At 43.4% G+C, this 23508-nt stretch carries 21 protein-coding genes; 3 read left to right on the top strand and 18 right to left on the bottom strand.

Annotation, left to right across the window (positions count from 1 at the left end; genetic code table 11):
- Window positions 1-5 precede the first annotated feature (5 nt).
- Complete coding sequence (sbcD, locus tag ACED48_RS16505) at window positions 6-1259, bottom strand: exonuclease subunit SbcD (protein WP_017057377.1); 1254 nt, start codon at window positions 1257-1259, stop codon at window positions 6-8.
- A gap of 597 nt (window positions 1260-1856) precedes the next feature.
- On the opposite strand from sbcD, the gene ACED48_RS16500 reads away from it, so the two are divergent.
- The gene (locus tag ACED48_RS16500; protein WP_017057378.1) at window positions 1857-3572 is read left to right on the top strand and encodes a S8 family peptidase; all 1716 of its coding nucleotides are present in this window, start codon (window positions 1857-1859) and stop codon (window positions 3570-3572) included.
- Window positions 3573-3682: 110 nt separating this feature from the next.
- Here ACED48_RS16500 and ACED48_RS16495 read toward each other — a convergent pair whose 3' ends face one another.
- Window positions 3683-4138, bottom strand: a complete 456-nt coding sequence (locus ACED48_RS16495; protein ID WP_017057379.1) for a GNAT family N-acetyltransferase — start codon at window positions 4136-4138, stop codon at window positions 3683-3685.
- Window positions 4139-4552: 414 nt separating this feature from the next.
- On the opposite strand from ACED48_RS16495, the gene ACED48_RS16490 reads away from it, so the two are divergent.
- Entirely contained in the window at window positions 4553-5296 is a 744-nt protein-coding gene (locus ACED48_RS16490) for a class I SAM-dependent methyltransferase (protein ID WP_017057380.1), read from the top strand.
- A 257-nt stretch (window positions 5297-5553) separates the two neighbouring features.
- On the opposite strand, the gene ACED48_RS16485 is transcribed toward ACED48_RS16490, so the two are convergent.
- The 3 genes from ACED48_RS16485 to ACED48_RS16475 form a co-directional block, all read right to left on the bottom strand.
- Window positions 5554-6543, bottom strand: a complete 990-nt coding sequence (locus tag ACED48_RS16485) for a hypothetical protein (protein WP_017057381.1) — start codon at window positions 6541-6543, stop codon at window positions 5554-5556.
- 392 nt (window positions 6544-6935) lie between these two features.
- A complete protein-coding gene (locus tag ACED48_RS16480) occupies window positions 6936-8645 on the bottom strand; it encodes a methyl-accepting chemotaxis protein (RefSeq protein ID WP_029627131.1) in 1710 nt (569 codons plus the stop codon).
- A 417-nt stretch (window positions 8646-9062) separates the two neighbouring features.
- Complete coding sequence (locus tag ACED48_RS16475; RefSeq protein ID WP_029627132.1) at window positions 9063-9977, bottom strand: LysR family transcriptional regulator; 915 nt, start codon at window positions 9975-9977, stop codon at window positions 9063-9065.
- Window positions 9978-10096: 119 nt separating this feature from the next.
- Between ACED48_RS16475 and ACED48_RS16470 the strand changes: the two genes are divergently transcribed.
- A complete protein-coding gene (locus ACED48_RS16470; protein WP_017057384.1) occupies window positions 10097-11356 on the top strand; it encodes an adenylosuccinate synthase in 1260 nt (419 codons plus the stop codon).
- A gap of 114 nt (window positions 11357-11470) precedes the next feature.
- Here ACED48_RS16470 and ACED48_RS16465 read toward each other — a convergent pair whose 3' ends face one another.
- The 13 genes from ACED48_RS16465 to cpaB form a co-directional block, all read right to left on the bottom strand.
- Window positions 11471-12412, bottom strand: coding sequence for a sensor domain-containing diguanylate cyclase (locus ACED48_RS16465; RefSeq protein ID WP_017057385.1), 942 nt, complete (start codon window positions 12410-12412; stop codon window positions 11471-11473).
- A 174-nt stretch (window positions 12413-12586) separates the two neighbouring features.
- Window positions 12587-13225, bottom strand: coding sequence for an OmpA family protein (locus tag ACED48_RS16460; protein ID WP_017057386.1), 639 nt, complete (start codon window positions 13223-13225; stop codon window positions 12587-12589).
- Between the two features lie 8 nt (window positions 13226-13233).
- Window positions 13234-14790 carry a TadE/TadG family type IV pilus assembly protein gene (locus tag ACED48_RS16455; protein WP_139151208.1) on the bottom strand — a complete coding sequence of 519 codons (1557 nt, stop codon included), beginning with the start codon at window positions 14788-14790 and terminating at the stop codon, window positions 13234-13236.
- Between the two features lie 10 nt (window positions 14791-14800).
- Window positions 14801-15358 (bottom strand): tight adherence pilus pseudopilin TadF, encoded by a 558-nt coding sequence (tadF, locus tag ACED48_RS16450; RefSeq protein WP_029627133.1) that lies wholly within the window; start codon window positions 15356-15358, stop codon window positions 14801-14803.
- Window positions 15348-15830 carry a TadE/TadG family type IV pilus assembly protein gene (locus ACED48_RS16445; protein WP_017057389.1) on the bottom strand — a complete coding sequence of 161 codons (483 nt, stop codon included), beginning with the start codon at window positions 15828-15830 and terminating at the stop codon, window positions 15348-15350. The genes tadF and ACED48_RS16445 overlap by 11 nt, the downstream gene beginning before the upstream one ends.
- A complete protein-coding gene (locus ACED48_RS16440; RefSeq protein WP_017057390.1) occupies window positions 15817-16554 on the bottom strand; it encodes a lipopolysaccharide assembly protein LapB in 738 nt (245 codons plus the stop codon). The genes ACED48_RS16445 and ACED48_RS16440 overlap by 14 nt, the downstream gene beginning before the upstream one ends.
- A gap of 11 nt (window positions 16555-16565) precedes the next feature.
- Window positions 16566-17408 carry a type II secretion system F family protein gene (locus ACED48_RS16435; RefSeq protein WP_017057391.1) on the bottom strand — a complete coding sequence of 281 codons (843 nt, stop codon included), beginning with the start codon at window positions 17406-17408 and terminating at the stop codon, window positions 16566-16568.
- On the bottom strand, window positions 17405-18307 hold the full coding sequence (locus ACED48_RS16430; RefSeq protein WP_017057392.1) for a type II secretion system F family protein: 903 nt from the start codon (window positions 18305-18307) through the stop codon (window positions 17405-17407). The genes ACED48_RS16435 and ACED48_RS16430 overlap by 4 nt, the downstream gene beginning before the upstream one ends.
- 1 nt (window position 18308) lies before the next feature.
- A complete protein-coding gene (locus tag ACED48_RS16425; protein ID WP_017057393.1) occupies window positions 18309-19580 on the bottom strand; it encodes a CpaF family protein in 1272 nt (423 codons plus the stop codon).
- On the bottom strand, window positions 19577-20818 hold the full coding sequence (locus ACED48_RS16420; protein WP_017057394.1) for an ATPase involved in chromosome partitioning: 1242 nt from the start codon (window positions 20816-20818) through the stop codon (window positions 19577-19579). Before ACED48_RS16420 ends, ACED48_RS16425 begins: the two co-directional genes overlap by 4 nt.
- Window positions 20818-21297: a hypothetical protein gene (locus tag ACED48_RS16415; protein ID WP_017057395.1), complete on the bottom strand. Its 480-nt coding sequence runs from the start codon at window positions 21295-21297 to the stop codon at window positions 20818-20820. The genes ACED48_RS16420 and ACED48_RS16415 overlap by 1 nt, the downstream gene beginning before the upstream one ends.
- Window positions 21294-22664 carry a type II and III secretion system protein family protein gene (locus tag ACED48_RS16410; RefSeq protein ID WP_017057396.1) on the bottom strand — a complete coding sequence of 457 codons (1371 nt, stop codon included), beginning with the start codon at window positions 22662-22664 and terminating at the stop codon, window positions 21294-21296. Before ACED48_RS16410 ends, ACED48_RS16415 begins: the two co-directional genes overlap by 4 nt.
- Window positions 22664-23488: a Flp pilus assembly protein CpaB gene (gene cpaB, locus ACED48_RS16405; RefSeq protein ID WP_017057397.1), complete on the bottom strand. Its 825-nt coding sequence runs from the start codon at window positions 23486-23488 to the stop codon at window positions 22664-22666. The genes ACED48_RS16410 and cpaB overlap by 1 nt, the downstream gene beginning before the upstream one ends.
- Window positions 23489-23508 lie beyond the last annotated feature (20 nt).

Raw genomic sequence — 23508 nt, 5'->3', positions numbered from 1 at the left:
CTGAATTACTCTTCTGAACCGTTTAAACCGTCAGTTCCGTGAGAAACTTCGGCAATCACTTGCTTAAACTTGACAGTCATTCTTTCTAAGCGTTCTTTCTCGGTGTCACTTTCAAACTCTTCAAGGGCGATACGTTTTTCAAACACATCCATTGGCGTGAGTTCCGCTAAGGTTTCGGCAGATTCGTGTTCTAACGCTTGGTTGCGGCGTTCTCTTGCTCTTCTTAACTGAAGCACTTCAACGTTTAAACCTTCGGTTAACGCGCGCATGCGCTCTTGCAAATCCGATAAGTAATCTTGCGCTTGAACTTCTATCGACAACCATACGCTTTGCTCCTCTTCCATATCAATATATTGATTCAGTTGAGATTCAATTTCGCTCAAATCGCCTTTGATTTCGGCCAGAGGTTGGAATATCGGTACTTCAAGTTGAGAAATCGAGCGCTCACCTTGAACAAACTCAACCACACACACTTGCTTTTTAGATTTCAGTTCATCAAAACTGAGCGGAATTGGCGAGCCGCAGTAACGAATGTGTTCACGCTTAGCGACCACTTGAGGGCGATGAATATGGCCTAGAGCAATATAATCAGCATTTGGGAAACCATCTGCAGCAAAACCATCAAGGTTACCAACATAAATATCACGCACCGAATCAGATTGCTTAACACCCATGGCGGTCAAATGCCCTGTTGCGATGATTGGCATTGTGTCGCGATTTTCGAAAGTATTACGCTTAGCAACGGCCGCATCGTAGACGCTTTGATAATGTTGTTTGATCGCATCACCCAGTTGTTTCTGACGTTCCACCCCCTTGACACCCGCTTGGCTAGTTAAAACATCACGAGGGCGGATAAAAGGAATCGCACAGACTAAAGCTTCAACCTTGCCACTCTTACCTTTCAACTCGACAACCTGAGTCGCATGATCTTCATTAGTATTCGGAATCACATCTGCACCCATATACTTCAGTAATTGCTGTGTTTCTTTAAGCACTGAAACCGAATCATGGTTACCACCCAATAACACCAGTTGACAGCCAATCTTATTCGAGTCTACAACAAACTTGTTATACATCTCGCGAGCATAGCTTGGTGGAGTGCTGGTATCGAAAATATCACCGGCGACGATAATCGCGTCGATATCATGTTCAGTCACTTGCTCTAGCAACCATTGCAAAAACCGTTCATGTTCATTCTTTCGGCTTTTATTGTAGAAGTTTTGGCCAAGGTGCCAATCGGACGTGTGAAGAATTTTCATTGCGGCTCACTGGATGTCTGTAATATCCATAATCTACCAAAATTGTTCGCACAATTCTTTTTATAAGCTTGTGAAAACCAACTAATTTGGCAGGTTTATGTGAAGTCAATTCAGGTGCATACCAACGACGACTGAGCAGGCGCTCACCGTGAGATAGGTTTGACAATCAAATAGGCAGAGCCATGATTAGCTAATACGACGGTTCAATTGAAGAAGCTCCCATTTAGTCTCGTAAAGCTCCTGGAAAACCACGGCCATTCTATATGATACTGAGAATAACAATTCGCCCCGTACAACTTGTCAATTAACAAACTAATCAATTGATTTTTAAGAATTTTAACTACCCCCTTTCAATTTAATAAATGTTACATTTATTAATAGAATTCAGCTCAAATTTTGAACCCTAAAAATCGACCACAGTGAGATCTTACTGCAATTTCATTGATTGAAAGAATGATACAAATCTAATTGCATACTACCGTTTGAGTGATTTTTGAACGGGCGTTTCCCGATCAAATAACTGACTTAACACGTGCTTTTTCGCACAGTTTTCGAAGGAGTCAGTTTTAGCCACACAACAATAAGGATGCAACACAGATGAATCAAGGACACACACTTACCACCCTTACTTTAGCCATTATGGCTTCAGCTCATGTTTCCGCGTCAACGATAAACAACAATACGGATCCGCAAGCCATTAACTCTCCCTTTATTCAAAACGTAAAAGGTACGATTGTTGAGGATTACTCGCGAAAAACCATCAAACCTTCACTTTTCTCTCTGAGAACAATGAGTGCCGCTGATGAGCAACGTGGTGATTGGTTTAACCTATCGGCAAGTTACACAAGGTTGCAAGGCGTAGGTTCCGATGTTGTGTACGATTACTTAATGCCACCTCTTAAGCCGCAACCAGTTATCGTTGCTGTTCTTGATTCGGGGGTTGATATCACACACGAAGATCTAAAGAATAAACTTTGGACCAACGAAAATGAGATCCCAGATAATGGTATAGATGATGATGGCAATGGGTATATCGATGATATACATGGCTGGAACTATCTGGGTAACTCGCTTGGTATTAACGTTGACCACGACACATTAGAAGTAACCCGAGAGTACAAAAAATACCTTGATTTAAAAGAGAATGGGCATTGGATTCCGCGAAAGAAGCAAAAATACTATCAAGCGGTTGAAGATGATTACCTGTCAGCGTTAAAAGATAGTCAAGATTCGTTGAGTCGTGTGACGATTGCGTTTGAGCAAGCTGATCACTACAAAACAGATATTCTTAAGTTCACTGAACACAGCGACTTTTCAGTCGAAGGGCTACAAGTTTTGTTGAATCATGACAATGCAAATGTTGTCTCTGCAGCTGAAGGACTCTTGAATATATTTGACTCGTGGTACTCGTTCGAATATTTAGAATCACGTCGTAGCCGTTATCAAGACTCTTTAGATTTCCACCTTAATCTTGATTTTGACACTCGTGCAGACATCGTTTTAGATGACATCACTAACCCTTGGGAAAAAGGTTACGGTAATAATGATGTGAAAGGCCCAGTCGGTTCACACGGAACACACGTCGCCGGAATCATCGCAGCTGAACGTAACAACTCCGTGGGTATCGATGGCGTGGCAGATCATGCTCAGATCATGGCGTTGCGTATGGTGCCTAATGGTGATGAGCGAGACAAAGATATCGCCAATGCCGTGCGTTACGCCGTAGATAATGGTGCGAAAATCATTAATATGAGCTTCGGGAAAAGCTACTCGCCACGTAAATACGTCGTCGATCACGCATTCCGTTATGCTGCTCGTCATGGGGTTCTCATCGTTCACTCTGCGGGAAATAGCCGTAGTGACAACGACATCAAACCAAGTTTTCCAAACCGTTATACAAAAAACTACCGTTCAAAGCCAATTTCAACGTGGTTAGATGTGGGGGCATCAGCAAAATACATTGATGAAGCACTCGTCGCTAGCTTCAGTAACTTTGGTCAGGAATCCGTTGATGTGTTCGCGCCGGGATATCGCATTCTATCAACCACACCTGGCAACACTTACGGGTCGAAAAGTGGTACCAGCATGGCTGCTCCAGTGGTCTCTGGTATTGCTGCGCTGGTTTGGTCTCGCTACCCTGATTTATCCGTAAAAGAGCTCAAAGCAATGTTAATGGAGCACTCTAAAACTTATCCGGAACAGCTTGTCCAGAAGCCATCAAGCCCTGAAGATTTGGTTCCTTTTAATACGCTTTCCATCTCAGGCGGAATTGTCGACGCTGAAGCCATTTTCGCAGAAATAGCAACCCGTTAACGATTAAGAAGAATCACTGATAACCAAATAAAAAGGTTGCTGAGAGCAACCTTTTTATTTTCTAAATATTGAGGGCTTTGGCCATGTTAATAACCCCACAGCTCAATTCATCACACTGCAATGCTCATGAAATGGCTGTTTGGATCTAATCGGTAATCCGCGAAAGGTTCACAATAATCAAAGCCAAATTTCTCATACAAACTACGAGCAGGTTTAAAGTATGCTTCCGACCCCGTTTCTAAACTTATTCGTTGATACTGGCGAATAATGGCTGTGTCCAAAACGTGTTGTAACAACTTGCTTGCTACACCGGACTGCCTCGCAAATTGAGAAGTTCGCATCGATTTAAGCTCTGCGTGGTTGTGATCAAGCTCTTTAATAGCAACGCACCCGAGTAATTGGTTGTCTTTCCAAGCACTGAAAAAAGTAATCTCTGGTGATTTCAAGGCTTTAATATCCAGCGCGTGTACACTCTCAGGTGGAGAAGTCGCATACATATCCGCTAAATGTTCTTCTAGTAACTCAATCACTTCCCCGCCCGACAAGTCGTCGATTTTTATTTCCATAGCTGATTCATTTTCCTTAATAAACTCTTAACCCATTTCGACAATGTAAACTGGCGCCACCTTCATAAATCATGGATATCATGGTTTTACTATATAGTGTCGCTGCATTCATTTCCGTTCCATTTTTAACACTCAAATAACAATAAAACAACCAATAGCATGGCACGGTTCTTTACTCAAAGTATCTGTTTTCAATAAAAAAATAGTCAAGTCGCTAGAAAATAGAATAACAGCGTAACTGCAAACCTATAACCTATAACCTATAACCTACAAATGAAGAGCAATGAGAATTGTTTTAGAAATGAGCGTAATCGCTATTTAAGTCGAGAAGTTAATCTAATATTTTCTTGTTATTTTCGAGTACTAGTTTAACATGCGCCACCCCCATTTTTTCAGCAAATGCTGCAGGTAACTATGTCCGCCAATGTACTCTATACCGACCTATCTGGTTACTACGATTTAATGTGCGTCGACATTGACTACCAAACTCAGAGTAACTGCGTTCGTAGGCTACATCAGATTTTTGGCAACGAAGGTAAAACGCACTTAGACCTTGGATGTGGTACTGGCCCACATGTTCGACACTTTATTGATTTTGGCTATCAAAGCAACGGCCTTGATTTGAATAGACCTATGCTAGACATTGCTCAATTACGTTGTCCTGAAGCCAAATTCTCTTTGCAGAACATGAGCAACTTTGAAGTATTTGAACCTCTGGATCTGATTACTTGCTTCTTATATTCAATCCATTACAACGACGGCATAGACAAATTGAAAGAATGCATTGCGAGCGTTCACAGAGCACTTAAGCAAGGCGGTATATTCTGCTTCAATGTAGTAGACAAAGAGAAGATCAACAACGACCTGTTTGTTAGACACACAACGAACCAAGAACAAGACAATTTTACTTTCCGTTCCGGTTGGTATTACTCGGGTGAAAGCAGCAAGCAGGCGTTAAAACTCACGATTGAGAAAACCACCGCAGGTAAAACACAAGTTTGGAATGATGAACACCCGATGGTGGCGTTCTCGTTCAAACAGTTGATCGAAATATTGGAGCCCTATTTTGATGTTCATATCTTCGAACACGATTACGATAAGCTATTGCCTTGGGATAACATTTCAGGAAATGCACTGATCACGTGTGTCAAAGCCTAGTCAACTCATTCAACGTATAAAGCCTACGCGCTTACTCTACTTGTTTAAAATCATAGTGAGTTTAAAAGCTAAAACGAAAGCCCCACGCAACAACTAAATTGAATTGCCCTCAATAGTTGGTCACCAATTATTGGGGGCTTTCTTTATTGGTTAATTCATTTAACTGGCGGTCCATACCAAACGTAAGCGTGTGTCTTTCGCAATGATAACAAGATGAATATTAAAACAATCTTTGTGGGGAGATCGCCATTTGCTTTCTATACCCTACTCCCGGGACAATAATAGCGTTCAACTAGTGAGATAAAGTTCGCTTTGTCTACTTCACTAAGCTGGTTGATACCTGCCGCTGCTTTTCTACCGCCACCCGTTGCGAAGCTAGAGCAAATTTCATCGGCACCGGTTCTGTTTGATAATGGTGCCCGCAGGCTCACCGTGTAAGATTTACCATCTTGATTTTTCGTTAACACCGCTTGTGCACGATGGGAGTCTTGATTTACGATCTCATTACCAAATACACCACTAATGCGTCTTGCCCAAGCCTCTCCCGGCAGTTCAAACACACGAACGACTTCACTCTCATATACTGGGACTAGGTTCGATAATTGTTGATGATCATTTTGATAAGCCGCGCGCAAGCGATAAAACACGGAGTCTTTGTCATCCAAAAGGTGAAATGGATTTGGATATTGATAAAGAGTTTGGTAAAGCGTAATAGGCGTGAAGTGTAGGTCGCTCAATGACGTACCGTAACCGTTATAGTTAACCAAAGTACCCAGCTCTTCCAAAAAAGCGATTTGGGGGTCATCAAATCCATTTTCAACCGCTAACTGTGTTGCAACCGTTTTAAGGTTATCACCAAAAGCCGCGGCAATTGCCCATGCTACATACTCACCGTTTAGCTTTTGATTTATCAACAAACTGGTACAGCACTCTGGCGCTGTATTAACAAGAGTCTCCAGGTGCTGAGATCTCGGAACTTCTCCCGTGCGATGGTGATCGCAATAGAATACATCAATATTGGCATCTAACAGGTTGTGTAACGCTGATAGGTTTTTCTCCATGGATACGTCCAATACCGCGACAGACAAAACATTTCCCTGCTCGACCATTTGAGTGACCACTTGAGACACTAATTTAATGTCTCGCTTGACACCTGAGATCAACACACTGTCTTTTGGCTCGCTTAAACGCAGCTGCAATAACGCGATGATGCCATCTGCATCTCCATTGAATACATCGTAATGCATTTGTCTTTTTCCCTTCTGAGGCTTAACCACTAATTGAAAATGTGGCCCTCGATCTAATTAAGTTGATACGCTACTTTATAGACAGTTTGTCATCATTTTAGGTCGATTTCCCATATACTTAAGGCCATTTTGGAATGCCTTATTCTTCTTTTACAGTTGTTATTGATTTAGAAAACTAAACAGCTCCCCACTATCCCCCCCTGTTACTACTACCATTAAGATCAAAATGGCACTGCTTTTCATTCTATAACGTCACTTCCCTGTCATTTTCATCTTATCAAATTAGCCTTTAGTATTTGTTTCGAGCATAAAAAAGCGCAGATAAACTGCGCCTTTTAGTTCTTGCTTGCGATACAACGTTTTGTTGAATATCGCTTCTCTATCAGAGCGATCTATGACGTCTTAAACTGCGCGACCGCCCTATCCATATCATTGGCTTGTTCAGCTACTTTATCAACTTCAACTAAACAGTGTTGAGCTGATGCATTGTTGTCGTTAGAGATAGTATTCAATTCCGTGATCGAATCGCTCACTTGTGCCATTACGGCACCCTGCTCTTCAATAGCAGAAGCAATACGCTCGGAGTTTCCTTGGATGCTTTCCATATCACTCAAGATTAATTGTAAGCTTCCGTCTAACTCTTCCGAATCTTTTAACGTCAGTTGCCCTTGCTGGTTGCATTCGCCAATTTCAGTCATCGAGGCATGCATTTGGCTTTGGATTGCGGTTACTACACTGGTGATTTCCATTGTTGACTGATGCGTTCTGCTTGCGAGTGCTCGAACTTCATCGGCAACAACGGCGAAGCCTCGCCCTTGTTCCCCTGCTCGCGCTGCTTCAATTGCTGCGTTCAATGCCAGTAAATTGGTTTGTTCTGCAATGCCTTGGATGATGTTCACCGCATCACCAATTTGATCAACATGATGGTTCAACGAACTAATGGAGTCTTGACTGCTTGAAAGGCGTTCAGACAAACGTGTGATGTTGTCAATGGTATCTACCACGACTTCGCGTCCTTTATCGGCATTCACTTTAGCTTGATGTACACCTTCTGCGGCGACCGATGTGCTCTCTGAGATTTCACCGATAGTTAGCACCATTTCTTGTACTGATGCTGTCATCGTTGAGGTGTGATTTGCTTGCACTTCAAACTGTTTAATGACCGACACCAACTCATCATGCATGTTAGATGTACTTTGTGTCAGTTGAAGTGACTTAGATTGAGATGCGGCGATCAAACTCTCTAGTTGGTCAAGCAGTTGGTTGAAGTATTGCCCTAGTTTTCCGAGTTCGTCTTGGCCGTCGAGGTGCGAACGAATTGACACGTCGTTAGAATCCACAATATTTCTAATAACCGCGAGTAAAGATTCAATCTTACCAATGATAGAACGCACGATTAACCAGCTGAACACAATGATAGTCAACAGTAGTGTGATACACAGGATGTTGTTTATCAAAGAGCGTTGATCCATCTCTTCTTGAGCTTCTCGATCAAGTACTTCTGAGAACTCTGAAAATTGATTTTCAATAGCGTGAGAGGCAGAACGTGTTTCCCCCAACAGACCTTCATTGTGCTTTAAGCCAATAACTCGCTTCTGCGCGACTACTTGCTTTGCAGCATCTAACAATGCGCTCGAATTCACGGTAAGCACGCTTGGATCGAATTCCCCCTTTTCAATCAGGTCATTAAATCGGTATAGCTCGACTTTTTGTTCCGTATTGGCCGTTGCGCTGAGGTTGTCCAATTGTGCGTAAAACTGCCCGAGCAAACCTTTATCACGTGCTAATCCAATAACTTCATTCGCTTTTACCAGCTGAACAAAACTTGTGTAGTACGTTTCAATGTCTTGTCGTAAGCGTGTGCTGTTGACCAAGCCCAAATCGCTAAGTACCACGTTGAGTTGCGCTTCAGACGCTAAGAATTTGTTGTAGTTGGTGTCGAACTTGTCGAGATATTTCAAATCGCTACGTAACAAGAAGTCTTTCTCGTTACGGCGCAGGTTGAGCAAACGAACTTCGAGTTCTTTGGTAATCTGCTTAGCCTGGCTCATCTGAGCGGTTGTGTCTGCAAATTGTGAAGTGGTAAACAGCAATGAAATCATGCCGAAGATGGAAAACATTCCCAGTGAATAGAGCTTTTTCTTTATGTTCATATAGGTAACTCGTCTTGACTAATCTAAATATGGGTATCTAAGTTTTTATGTGTATTTTACTATCTAGCTCTCGTGGTATAACTCGTGCTGTTTCATTCTTTGTAGCTGTAGCTGTAGCTGTAGTGAACATTAGGCTAGGAGCATGAAACGAATGCAACTCATCGACAACACCGTTCTCAATGGCATTTGAACTCACCCGCTAAAATTAAAATTATCAATAACACAGATAAGTTACATATACATTAGTAAGGCATTAAAAATTTGCAGGTCTAATTTGATGGGTTGAATAGGGTTTGAACAATTGACGACACAAAGCTTTGAATCAAAAGACTTTAGCCCTTTATTTACCTAAAAATTTTTATGCTTTTATTTTGACTCATCAGAGCAGTTTATTTCCTCATCAACCCAGCCTAATAGTTGCTTGGTCGCTTTAGACAAGACTTGGTTTTGTCGAACGACATAGCCTAGGCTAGTGCTAGAGAATCCGGTAAGTGGTGTAATTTTCGACTTCAAATACTGTTTGGTGGATATCGCAAATTCAGGAATGATGGCGACACCAAACCCCGCTTCTGCCCAGTCGATTTGGGCGTCAACACTCCCTACTTCCATCACCCTGTAATTAGATAAATTAAGACTTGGCAGACCTTCATCGATAAAATCACGAGTTCTTGTATCGTGGCCAAGCAGAATCAAAGTTAGCTCTGTATCAGACTCAGCCTCCTTAGCATCATTTTTTTTATGACTATCCGCAATTTGGACTTCAAACCCATCGCCAAGTGCACACCATGATAACTCCTGAAGCTCAACAAAATGCAGTGACTCATTCTGTTGCTCTTTGGAAATAACAAAACCAAGATCGGCTTGAGCATTCTTAACCAAACTCGATGCTTGAGATGACGTGGTATTCAATAGGGTAAGGTCGATACCCGGATACTGCGCTTTGAACTTCTGGAACGGGCGAATCAACAAGAACCGAGAAATGATGTCACTTACAGCAATGGTTAACGTCCCTATTTTAAGGTCGTTTATAGCATTGAGATCCGTCTGACAAATCTGTAGTTCGAGTAACGTTCTTTGGCTTGTTTCCAATAACCTCTCACCCGCTTGAGTCAGTTGAAATGGGCTTCTCTCTATCAACTTAATACGCGTTTGTTGCTCTAATTGCTTTAAGTGTAAGCTCACATTGGGTTGCGTCATGTGCAGTGCATTCGCCGCTTTCCCGAAATGCTTATATTCCGCTAGCGTCACAAACGTCTTCAACAAATTAATATCAAGCATCATATCCCTCCGTGTTTTTCCACATTATATATGAAATCCTTATCAAGATAATAAAGATAATTAATTTCTCTTATCCAGCTTGTAGGCCTAACATGATTTCTCAATCAGTCAGGAGAAAAATTATGCCATCTATTGTTGTTGTAGGCGCTAACTGGGGCGATGAAGGCAAAGGCCGTATCGTTGATTTTTTAGCAAACGAAGCTTCTGCTAGCATTCGCTTTCAAGGCGGAAACAATGCTGGCCATACCGTAGTAAACGACTTTGGTACGTTCAAACTGCACCAGCTACCAAGTGGCATTTTTAATCCTGATTGCACAGCGATTCTTGGCCCTGGCATGGTGATCAGCCCTGCTGCATTAACTGAAGAGATTGAAGAAGTACAAGCGGCTGGTATCAAAGTGAAAACGGCGATTTCAGACCGCGCGACATTGTGTCTGCCTTTGCACGCCCTTGAAGATACGCTTGAAGAAGAGCGTTTAGGTGATGGCGCTTACGGCTCAACACGCCAAGGTATTGCACCAGCGTACGGAGATCGTGTGATGAAGAAAGGCATTCTTGTGGGTTGGTTAAATCAGCCTGAGATTTTAGAGCAGCGCATTCAATTCTTACTTGATTGGAAAATGCCTCAACTAAAAGCGCTATACCCTCAATGTGATTTCACTCAAACCGCTTCTGAAATGACAGAATGGCTACTTGAAGTAACGAAAGCTTGGCGCCCATTCATTTGCAACGTGACTGAGCCACTTAAAGCACTGCAATCACAAGACGCAAACCTACTGTTTGAAGCTCAATTAGGTGCAGGCCGTGACCTTGTCTACGGTGAATACCCTTGGACGACCTCTTCTAATGTAACTGCCGCTTACGCGGGTATCGGTAGTGGTTTACCTGCCCTTCGCCCTGAACGCGTTATTGCGGTTGCTAAATCATTCAGCTCATCTGTGGGTACTGGTACGCTAGTAACTGCAATGGAAGAGCAAGACAGCTTCCGCGAAAGCTCTAACGAATACGGCGCAACAACAGGTCGCCCACGTGATATGGGTTACTTTGATGCGGTAGCAACTCGCAACGGCGTTGACCTGCAAGCTGCGACTGAAATCGCACTGACTAAGATAGATTGCCTGTCTGGTTTGTCTGAACTTAAGATTTGTACGGCTTACTCAGGTGAGCACACTGAGAACCCAATTTGGCCGCAAACAGCAGAACTAAAGCCTGTATATGAAGATATGGCAGGCTGGGAGGAAGACATCACTGGCTGCCGTACATTTGAGAGCCTTCCTCAAGCAGCACAAGATTACGTAACTCGCATCGAAGAATTGATGGGCGTGCCAATCGTGATGGTATCGGTAGGCCCTGAACGCGAGCAAATGATCATTCGAGGTTAGTTTAGATAGCTACGACATCTACATCAAAGCCCACGTTCAGTGGGCTTTTTGTTGCCTGAAGCAGTAACCGGAATCTAGTTTGCTCAGCTGATAGATAAACAAGACAAACACACTCTACAGCTTGTTTTTCTTGTTGAGGTACATATTTTCATCAGACGACTTTATTAGATTAATGATATTGAAGTTTCGAGAATCCGCAGTACCACATCCATATGAAAAACCGAGTGAAACCTCATCATCACAACGAAAGCTTTCAATAAAGTCACGGAATTCAGCGTGAATTCTATCGAGCAACTCAGAAGCATAACCAGGCTCTTCAGAATGTATGACGACAATGAACTCATCACCACCGACCCTAGCCGATATAATGTTGTATTTTGAATTGTTTTTAATGCATGACGCAAAGCCTGATATGTAATCATCACCTTTAAAGTGACCATACGTATCATTGATGTATTTCAGGTTATCTAGATCAAAATACAAACAAACAATCTCTCCATCGCTTATGTTTGCTTTATTAAACTCATGGAATAAGCCTCTCCGATTAAGCAGTGTTGTCATGATATCAAAATAACTATTTTTGTATAAAATTCTTCTTTCTTCTTTTAGTAAAATTTCAGAACGTAATAGAGTCGAGATATTTTCAATCAAGTTTACTTGGCTTTGCGTGTACGAAGTTGGGCTTAAATCGAATACTAAGAGAACCGCAAATACTTCACCATCGCCCCCCCTTACAGGGACACCGCAAAAAGACTTATAGGCATCAGCTCCCTTTGCAGAAACGGACTCACCACCAGAGTGACCACTCAAATAAAGCGTTCTATTTTCGTTATGTACATACTCACAAAAACAGCGAATTAAGCTCTTATGTTGGTTGCACGATATGTTAGAAGAGCTCCAAACACTCTCAGAGCCAGAACAACTCAAATCAGAGAGCATAATGATGCCTGCATTAGATGCAGCCATTATGTCCCGTATGTTGTCCAACATAGATACCCACGTATCTATATCGATATGTTTTTCCATCCCTTCAGAAGAGATTTCATCAAAAATCATTAATATTTCTTTAGTATCAGATAGTTAAACTTTATTGAACATTCATTAGAGTGCGTTTAAACAAAATTCTTAAAGCGATAATTTAGGGCGGTTATTACGAAAAAAACAATCGCACATCACTGACTCTATTTACTATGTCGCGCTGACTAGCACACGAAGACCAGTGAACGAATTTTAATTTTTTAATTCAGAGGCATCATTCTTAGAGGCCCAAACTTCTGAGCGTCTATTTTTGGCTCTACCCTCTGAAGTTGCATTAGAGGCAATAGGATTACTTTCACCAAACGAACGAATAACAAGGCGATTTTTATCGACACCATCCGAGATTAAACCATCCGACGTAGTCAGCGCTCTTTGAAGCCCCAATGCTTGGTTGTAACCTTCAGCGCCAGTGCTGTCAGTGTGACCACTCACAGTAATCGCACTGTCGCTAGTCTTTAACTCGCTAGCTAGCTGACTCAATGCTTTACTGCCCATCGGCGTTAAGTTGTGTTGGTCAAAACCAAAATGAAGACGTGCTAATAATCCGTGACGCTCTTGGTTACTGATCCACGCCTTGCATCCTGATTGGTTCATACCTAGATTGGATTGACTGGCTAACGCCTGCCTTAACTCGCTGCTGTCGGACTGCTGCTCTATTTGCATAAAGCCCTGTCTGTGCTGTGCGATACCAACGACTTCATCAACCGCGACACTGTGTTGATATTCACTGAACGCAGTATCGCAATAAATGCTGATAACTTCTTCCGCATTGGCTGTAAGGCTAAACTGCAGTGTCGATAGGACGATTGAACCGATCATTAACTTTTTCATATTTTCCTCTAGTATAACTTAGTGATTCCGCTTGTTTTTGAGCCTTTACGGATGAGTTCTTCTATCTTTTCAATCAATTCATCTAGGTTAGATACATCGATGATGTCTTCATTTGGGTCTTCCACACAATCTTGAAAACCACTCTGTTGGGACGCTCGAAAATCGATACCAATAACACCTATGTATAAGCCAGGTATCTCCTCTCTTGCTTTTTCACACATGCCTCTGCCGACTAATCCTCTGAGGATGCCGTTATTTGGACTCTCCTGCCCGTCGCTCAAAATCAGTAGCATCTTGATTTTCTTGTTGTAGACTTGCTGTTCTTCTTGGTCAGCGCTGTTCGGATCACCGTCATGCAAGATTTGCGATCCTCTCAAAATGCCCTGAAACGCCGCTGTACCTCCGTCTGCCCACATCGAGTTAATCGGGTCTAAATCTGAGAGCTTGTTCGATAGCTGAATGTTGGAGAACTGCGATGAACTTGAAGAACCATGCGCGTTAAATAGCTCTGTTTCACTAACACCATAGAAATCAGGCTGTAACCCCGATTTGTCCGTAAACATGGTCGACACTGATGTCGGTAAATCAACATAGTTGTATACGTCAGCAACTCGGTAATTATCTTGATAAATCACATCCTTAATACGTTTGGCATACTTTTGATTATCCGCCTTTGGATATGAGCAACGTGACTCACGGTCAGCACATCTGATCACGTCATTTTGAGAATAGGTGCGCCAGTAATCCCAGTTAACATCGTTGTAGGAATAAGGTGATACGTTTGTTTTATAGTTATCTTTGTAGCTCAACTGACTTGTCGCACGAGCTTGATTTCCCGAGACGATTTCCCTCGTTCGAACGTTAAAAGGCACAAAGCCAACTCGGTTAAGTAACTTATCTCCGGTGGTATCTTCACCCGGTTCGTCACACACGTCTTTCCACTCTCCATCGACATCGTCCTGCTTAATCGATGTGCAAAGAATTTTGCTGGATATTTCATCGATAGCAGTCTTTAGATCATCGATTTTTATGTGTCGACTTGAACCCCATCTGTCGTTCATTGAACCGGAAAAGTCTGATACAAAAACAATATCGATGTTGTTGTCACCAAGATAAACAGGGTACTTTCTCGCTAATGAGCGTCCCGCTAAATCTTGCTGCTGATCAAACGAAGGGATAAAGCTACTCGAGAACCAAGAGTCATGTGTCGTCTTGGCATTCACTGTGTATTGGATGTATTCAAGAACCCCAGTGCCCTCATCTTCCGCTTGGTGGAACCGGTCTGCAGAAAGGTTGGTTGATTTGATGTCTCGAACATAGTTTTCGACATACTTGGTCGCCAATCCACGAGCCTGATCCGGTTGATCTTCAATCGTCACCGCAATCGCAGCGGCCTCTGCTGAATCTCGTAATCGGCTAGTCTCTTGAACATAACGTGTGCCTTCAACCGCCCAAAAGGTCATGCCCATAATTGGAACAAGCAATAAGCCCATCCACACCGCGGCAACCCCTTGCTGTCTTTGGAGACTGAGATGCTGGCGATTGATATGACGATCGTGCTGCATTTTCATTTCATTATCTCCCAGGCATTATTGAAGAAGAGCCAATCTGAACCGTGGTACTGGTGCCACTGTTGAAGAAGGGCTTGAACCAAGAGCTTTGCTCTTCACAAAGACTGATTCGGTACAGTGGATACACAACGCCCTTTTCTACCGGAGCTAAATCTGCATGCTCGAGAATCGAATCCGTTTTACAATTTAAACTTCTGTACTTGCTGGTTGAGAATTCAGCGACATTAACTTTATTGGTCAATGACTCTATCTTGATCGCTACATTATCGACTGGTGTATTGAGCATTCGGCTTGCCACTTTAGCCATGTCTTCTAACTCTGAATTAGTTACGGGTAGGTTTTGTCCTGCCAACACGTCGGCATCAAAGTAACGAGTACGCTCTTTGATCACATTGACTAAAGCAAAACTGGATCGATCGAGCTTGGCGCGCACGAGTAGCTGATGACTCAAGTCTGCGCCAAACAGATAAACACCCCACAACGCCACAAGGATGAACAGCAATTCAACGGTGAATGAACCTTGCTGGCGAATCGCGTAAGACACACGTTGTTTACGGCGCATCATTATCCCACCCCTCGTGTTCTAAGTTCAAAACCATAGTGCTTGAAATATCCCTATCCGCAGCACCAGCCAGTTTAATAACTGGGGTGTAGCGGTAGGTCACGGTGATCTCGGCTAAGTTGTAATTGAAGTTCAAGCCTTGATCAGAGTGTCCCCTATTCGCGATAAAATCATCATAGGTTTTGAAGTACTGACCTGCGATAGAGAACCTTGAGCTATCGATTAAGAAACTCCATAGATTGTCATCATCTTCGATTAACGATTTGAACTTAGTTTCGTACTGCTCGTTGATCCCTTTTCCTTCATATATTTTGGTATTCCTGATGGTTTCTCTCAGCGAATACTCGGTCATGTTTACAACGTAGATTTGGTAACTCGATTCGAAGATCGCAAAAGTGGCAAAAAACAGAACAAGCGCACCGAGCACAAACTCAATCGCCGTCGTGCCCTTCTGCTTGTTAAGACGTTTCATCATTAACTCCCAACTGAGTTAGTTCAGCAGCGATGCTCTGGAGCTCTTCCGCTGAAAAATCGCCTTTGAGCAGTTTTTTGGCCGAGTCTATTTGCTGGGTTTTCATCAACGCAATAGCCAGGTTTGCTTTAACGGTTTTATTCGCTGGGTCTTCTTTTAAAACCGGAGCTAATGTTCGAATCGCTTGTTGATACTCACCATTGGCCATTTGAATCATTGCGATGTTGTTCTTAACAACGACATCGTCATAACCGCGTAAGCGGGCTTGGTTAAGCTCTTGTAGTCCTTCATCGTATTTCCCAACTTTGGTGTAAGACACACCGAGCAAGACGTGAATTTTCCCTGTTCTATTTCCTGCTTCCACAGAGGTTATATAAGCAGCGATTGCACTTTCGATGTCATTCTTTGCATCAAACACTTGTCCTTCTAACTGGTACAAATTGGGATTTTCAATCCCCTCTTTTTGCAAGTGTTGAACATAGAAGTCAGCCGACTCGATATCCCCTTTATGGAAATATGCCCAAGCCAGTTTCTCTTTTACCTCTGGGTCCTTGGAGCCTTGTGCTAACTCAGTTTTGTAATAGCTAATGAGGCCATCATAGTTTTTCACCTTTTCCATGCTAATGACGTCGGCAAGTTGCAAATTTTGTTGTGACGGTGCTGATTGACAGCCCGCCAATACACTGAGCGCTAGACCAATGAGACAGATACGTTTTCCAATCACTGGTAATACCCCTATATGTTCAATGTCATTTGCATGATGCTCGGCGCGAGAATCAAGATAACGATCGGAAACATAATGAAAAGGATCAAAGGCACACTCATCTTCGCAGAAAGCTTACCCACCTTTTCCTCGACCGTAAGAATCTGGACTTTTCGCATGTCTTCAGCGAGATCACTTAACACATGCGCCACGGATGTACCGTATTGCAAATTTTGAATGATGGTCAGTACAAAGCTTCGTACTGGTGGCGTAGGAATACGTTCACTCAGGTCGTTGAGCGCCTTTTCTAAGCCGTGAATTTTCGCCGAGTCCGATGTGCGCTTAATCTGGTAACAAAGGTCTGAATCAAACTCAGCTAACTCTTTGCCCAAATAGACCAATGCCGCTTCAATCGTCATACCGGTTTGCACACATACCGACATCATGTCGAGCAAGTACGGAAGTTGAGCTGAAGTTCTGCTGATCAACATCTTGCGTCGCATTTGCAGTAAGGTATCTGGCACGACGATGACAGCAATCAACGAAAAAATAACCACGATCATTTTGTTGGTTGATGACATATCCCCTAATAACACCAACCCAGAAACCAACGCCAATACCAATAACTTGGCAGGGAAATAGAATTTCGCCCATTCGGTGTTGTAATAGCCGGCCTCAATCATTTTTTGCTCGAGTTCATGCCGATGCTCCTTACCAAAACGAACAAAAAAACGATTTACACGTGAAGGCGGACGAACCGAATTATCTCCGATATAAAGCGCAACCTTCTTGTGTCGTTGGTCTCTACGAATCGAGTCGACTATTAGAAATAGTAGCGAAAAGAACAGAATGATAAGGGAAGCTAATAACATCATGCGCGTACTCCTCTTACTAATAACCAAACAATGAACAAACCCAAAAGCTCACTACCCAACACGTAAAACAATATGATTCTTCCCTCTGGATCATAGAGAACAAAATCGACATTAGCGGGATTAACGTAGTTGAGAATAATCATAAAAATCAAAGGAATGGCTGCAACTATTTTGGCAGAAATTCGAGCCTCCGAGGTCATTGCCATCTTCTTTTTCTCTAGCGTTCGGGAGTCCACCAGCACTCTAATCAGCCGCGCCAACACACCCTTGAGTTGTCCACCGCGCGCAATATTCGCTCTGAGTGTTACTGTAAAAAACAAAAACTCAGGATAAGGGTAGTTTTTGCACGATCGTTGAAGCACCACTTCTGGAGATTCGCCTAACTTCAGTCGCTCTCCCATCAGCTTAAATTCACGACCTATCGGGTTGTGCATGACATCGCCTACATAACTGATGGCTTGCATTAAGCTGTCACCCGCAGTTACCGCACTCATTAGAATATTCAACGCATCAGGGAACGTATTCTCAAATTCTCGACGTCTTCTTGTGATTAGGAATCGATAACCGTATAGGGTAAACACCACAGATGAACCAAGCACCAACCACGTATTGGTGATAGATAACAACTCAACAACGATGTACCAAGATGCGATTATACTACCCGTAATATAGAGCGCGATGTACAGAGAAGATCGTGGGCCTAACACCATCAACGTGGGTGAAATTGACTCTTTGATCTTTTGCCAGTTTTGTTTACGAACCAAAGACTTGATGTTAATGGCATTGAAGTTTTCAGCTTCTATTTCTTCAATATTGAAAAACTGGTGGACCTTTTTTACCTTTGAATCTCGGATCAAAAGCAGAACAAATGCAAACAGGATTAACGAAATCCAAAGCATACTATGCCCCCTTAAACGATGCTTTCAGCTCGTCATAGAGCCCGAAGAATTGCGCTTTTTTCACAAGCTCAGATCGCTGCATGATGCCGTCGGTGACAAATTCGCCTTTAACGATTTCTCCGTAATGCGCATCGTCATAACGAAAGCGATAGATCTCCTCCATCACTACGCTATCGCCTTCTAGACCGACGATTTCTGAGATGCTTGTGATTTTACGAGACCCATCACGTAGCCTGTTGACCTGAACAATCATTTGAACGGCACTCACGATCGTTCTTCGAATCGCATCAAGAGGCTGGTTTAAGTTCGCCATCATCACCATCGACTCAACACGAGCAATCGCATCACGTGGGGTGTTGGCGTGCAACGTAGACATCGACCCATCGTGTCCAGTATTCATGGCCTGCAGCATTTCAAACGCTTCAGAGCCACGACATTCACCAAGAATAATGCGGTCTGGACGCATACGTAGCGCATTGATCACTAACTCTCGTTGAGTTACTGCTCCTGTCTGTTCAACACTTGAAGTACGTGTTTCCAGTCGGACTAAATTGGGTTGCTGGAGACGCAACTCGGCTGCATCCTCAATCGTAACGATACGTTCATCCTCAGCGATGTATTGAGACAGCGCGTTGAGCAACGTGGTTTTACCTGAGCCTGTACCGCCAGAGATCAGTACATTGATACGACAGCGAGAAGCGATCATCAGCACTCTTGCCATGTCTGGAGACATCGAACCGAAGCCAATCAAATCTTCAAAACCGATGTTCTGCTCTCTGAACTTACGAATGGAGATCGATGTGCCATCTAAAGAAATCGGAGGAATAACGATATTTACACGGCTACCATCTTCCAACCTGGCGTCGACCGTCGGAGAAAGTTCATCAACCCGTCTTCCCACACGTGACGCAATACGTTTGGCAATGGCTAACAACTGCTCTTCATTCACAAACGAGACTTCGGATTTTTGTACCTTACCGTGTCGTTCGAAGAAGATATTGTTTGGGCCATTAACCATAATATCGGAGATAGACTGGTCTTCTACTAAGGGTTGCAAAGGACCCAAGCCAAACAGTTCATCGATTAAGCTTTTCACTAGCCCTGACTTCATCATTGATGTGATCGGTCTTTGGTAACTATTAGCCAACAGATCAACCGCTGCTTGTATCTGCGATTCAAGGTCTCGACGGCTCATTTTCTGAACCGCTTCTGCATCTAGCGCTTCAAAGATCTGGCCACGAAATGCGAGGTATAAGTCTTTGTTAGAACTCATTTAACACGCACCTTGTTCAACCAAGATCTCATGCCCTTTTGATCCACAGGTTGACCGTTGATCAGTTTCACTAGTTGTTCCATAGAACGACTAATATGACGATCATGCTTATGCCCTCGCTTACCATCGATAAGGATGTGTGCTAACGATTTGCAATAGTCGACTTCGAGATCAACATTGGATCCTAAATATTTGGTGAGATCGGACTTTTGTAGCACGTAAGCATTTTCCGGACGGTGATAGTTCAGCATCGTAATAACACGAGTTCGCGACGACAACGAGATCTGTAAGCTGGAGATTTTTTCAATCAGTCGTTTAGCGCTTCTTACGGACGATATTGACGCATCTAACACCAACACAACCACATCGAAGTTTTCTACCAAGAGTTGAGGTTCAACTTTGAAATCCACACCACCGGAAAAATCTTCAATAATGAAATTAGTGTTTCTCGCGAGTAACTCACACAGAGTTTGATTGTAGTTAAGAACATCGTTTTGGCTCATATCGCCATCAATCGCCAACAGACGTAAATTTTTACGAGCTTTGAATAGGTAACTCAGCGCCCCTTCCTCATCCATTTCATGCAATGGCGCGGTGAACTCATCAATGGTTCGCGGCTTAAAGTCCTTTAGCCCTAGCAAAACATCAATATTAGTATCAGCATATTGATGGTCGACAAGAATCGTGTCCGAACCTTGTGTCGATAATAGTGAGCTGACCTCCGTTGCGATAAACGATGCGCCTACTCCACCTTTTGAGCCCACAATAGCGACTCGCTTCGCCTTGCGTTTCTGGCTCACACCGGAGAACGTCTTAAGATTTTTGCTAACGTGAGTAAAAAAGTCAGCAAACTCCTGCTTATTTACCGGCCAGAAAACGTAATAAAACCCCATGTCTTTCAGAGATCGAAGCGTAGAAATAGCATCCTCTTTACCAATCACGACCACACCTTTGTGTGTGGGTAGTTTGCTGACAAAAGATTTAGCGTCTTCAACAACATTGGTCGATTCATTTAATTCTAGAATCACAATGTGGCTACTTTGTTGCTCTGTCAGCTTGGTCAAACCAGCATTGGCTTTAACGCACGCCGGATCATTCCATCCTTCAAATCGAAAGACTTCTTTAACAAGGTCTAAACACTCTTGAGATTGATAGAACAAAGTACACCCGGCAACACCTGTCGTTCCTGTCTGAACTGGCTTGGCCTTCGTTGTTAATGCTTTAGTCAAGTCAAACATTATTGTTCTCCTACCAATCGAGACTTGTAAGCCACTTGCTTCAAGCGCATCGACTCAGCAAAGCAGTCTGACTGCCTCAACCGAACGTGAATCTGTGCTGGCGCGCATTCTTGAGTCTTCAAACGCGTTAAGGTCACCTGAATCTTTAAGTCGATCGGTAACAACTGAGCGCTTCGATACAAGACTCTTTGTGGTGCGATAACATGTGGCGGATATTGAGCGAAGATCGCTTGCAACATCTGTTTGCTACGGTTTGATTTGTAATCCACGATATAGGTGGCTTCTTTATCCATTGACTCAATATCTTGAATCAAAGCGTTGATCTGCTTGGTCGTTTCAGCGCGGTTTTTCATCGTAAAGTCAAAGCTATGGTGCTCTTTGTACACCAAGGCTTCAGCGCCATGTCCAACAAAATATTGCTCCGAGGCACAGCCCAAAATTGTCGAGGTAAATAACACCATTAGTAGTAATTTCTTCATTGGATAAACCCTCCTTGCGACAACAGACGGATAGTTGCATCGGAAGATGTCACCGATTTGCCATCCCACTTAATGTTTAGCCAACGCGCCAATGTGGAAGTCTTCTTGATGTAAGGCAGTTGAATGTCTTTCGGTTTCATCGGCTCAACAAGATTCACAGTGGCAACGATGATCAATTCAGTTCGTTTTCTTTCTGTGGTTGCTTTACGGAAGGCAGCACCCAAGACAGGTATGTCGCCAACAAAAGGGATTTTTTGCATTTTTTCCAAATCAGCGCTGCTCATCAAGCCACCAAGGACGAAGCTGTCGCCATCGGCTAACTCAATGGTTGTCATCGCTCGTCGAGAAGCCAGTTGCGGGACTTTGATACCAGCCGCTTCGACATAGCCTTCGACTTCGCTCACTTCTGGTGCTAATTGCATACGGATTCTGTCTTGGCTAAGCACTTTCGCAGTAAGATCGAGCTTGATACCGAACTCTTTGAAAGAGATGTTCACGTTGCTGCTCGTCGACACGATAACGGGCACTTCGCCGCCTACAAGGAAACTTGCAGACTCACCGGATAACACGGTTAAGTTAGGCTCAGCCAGAACCTCTGCGATTTGATCGTTGCCTAATGCAGTAATTAACGTACTTAGGTTTGCTGCGTCGAACTGGTCGAAAACAAACTCGCCAACACTTGAACCGACTGAGCTCCAATCAACACCAACGGTTTGTCCAAACGATTCAGTTACTTGCGCTACTGATATTTTGACGTTCACTTGCTGAGTCGTCGCCACTTCAATGCGTTCGATGATCCCTTCCCACGTCATATTGCGCGCAAACACCATGCCTTCGGGTTCTTCATAATTTGAGCTGTCGGACTTAAACTCCAGTTTCACCGTTTTGTCCCATTTCTCTGTTTTTTCTCGTCCCAGCAAAGTGGCAACCAAACGATAGATATCGTCACGAGTCGCTTCGGAATCCACAAGGCCACTGACAGCGACTTGCTCTCCTACAGACTGAACCTTGACTTTGGCATCAGGGAAATGGAATTTGAGTTGACGTCTGATATCCGTTAAATCCAAATCAACAATAATGCGATCGGAAAGCAGAACATCACCATCAATGCCATAGACGATCAGTCGTGATTGCCCAATAGCATTGGCGAACACAACTATCGTGTTGTCGTTGATTATTTTGTAGTCGACGATGTCAGGGTTATTAATAAACACTTGGCCAATCGGACTTTTTAACTGGATGTGCTGACCATCGTTGAGCGTGATGGAGCGATCGGCGGCAAAAGCGTTTGTTATAGAAAGTAAGCCAATCAGCGGCGCTAGAATGGAAGCAAACAGTACTTGTTTGATTCGATGGTGAATCATCATCACAAAGCCTCTCTCGGGTTGCTCTCGTTACCACGTAACTCAGCAATCCCTGTATAGTTATCGATAATATTGCGCACCTCCGCGAACTCGGGTTGCGTGTAGGTTTGGCTTCGGTAAATTTCGATGTGCATTGTTCGTTGCGCTAATGCAAGTTTTGGTAACTCGTCGGGGCTAACTTCAATGACCACCGTAGTCAGTCCATCCTCTTTACTCGGAGCGCGAGCGGTAATAGAACTGTCGCCAGTTGCGTCATTGCCAATGTTGAGTACTTTGACGTTTTTAAGAAACATTGAAGCCTTCACCCCTCTAAAGCGCTTCGGCTTATCAATATTTCCAGCTAAGTTATCGTTTGGAGAACTCACAGTGAGGATATCGATGGACGTACCAGGACGGATGTAATCGTTGATTAGGTTTTTGTCACTGACTTTAAGTGGGTATAACGTCATACCTTCCGTGATCAAAAGGTCGATGTATCCGGGCTGGCCAGGCGTCACTTGATATTCAGGTAGCACAACCTCACCTGCGTTAAGGCTGCGATTGAGCAAAATGGAAGGTGAAAAGCTGATTTGTGCATCCTCTCTGACACCAAGCGTTAATGCTTCACTAAGAGGGAGTTGTTGTTTTACGACACCTTGCGCATCGATCGCACGTCCTTTTTCATAAGGTTCCGTGGTCACCCAAACAGCAACATGCTCTTCATTTTTTTCTTCCACCACTTCAGCGGTCGTTGTCGGTTGAGGTTCACTCTTCAATAAATCGACAACGCCTAGCGCGCCCACTATTAAGGCAGCAATGGCAACAAGTAATACCAGTCGAGATCTCATAATGTTCTCATTCTTGAAGG

Origin of the sequence: Vibrio sp. 5S239, from assembly GCF_041439575.1 — a bacterium.
Taxonomy (GTDB): Bacteria; Pseudomonadota; Gammaproteobacteria; order Enterobacterales; family Vibrionaceae; genus Vibrio; species Vibrio kanaloae.
The sequence above is the reverse complement of the archived record's forward strand: the minus strand, read 5'-3'. Positions and strand labels throughout refer to the sequence as shown.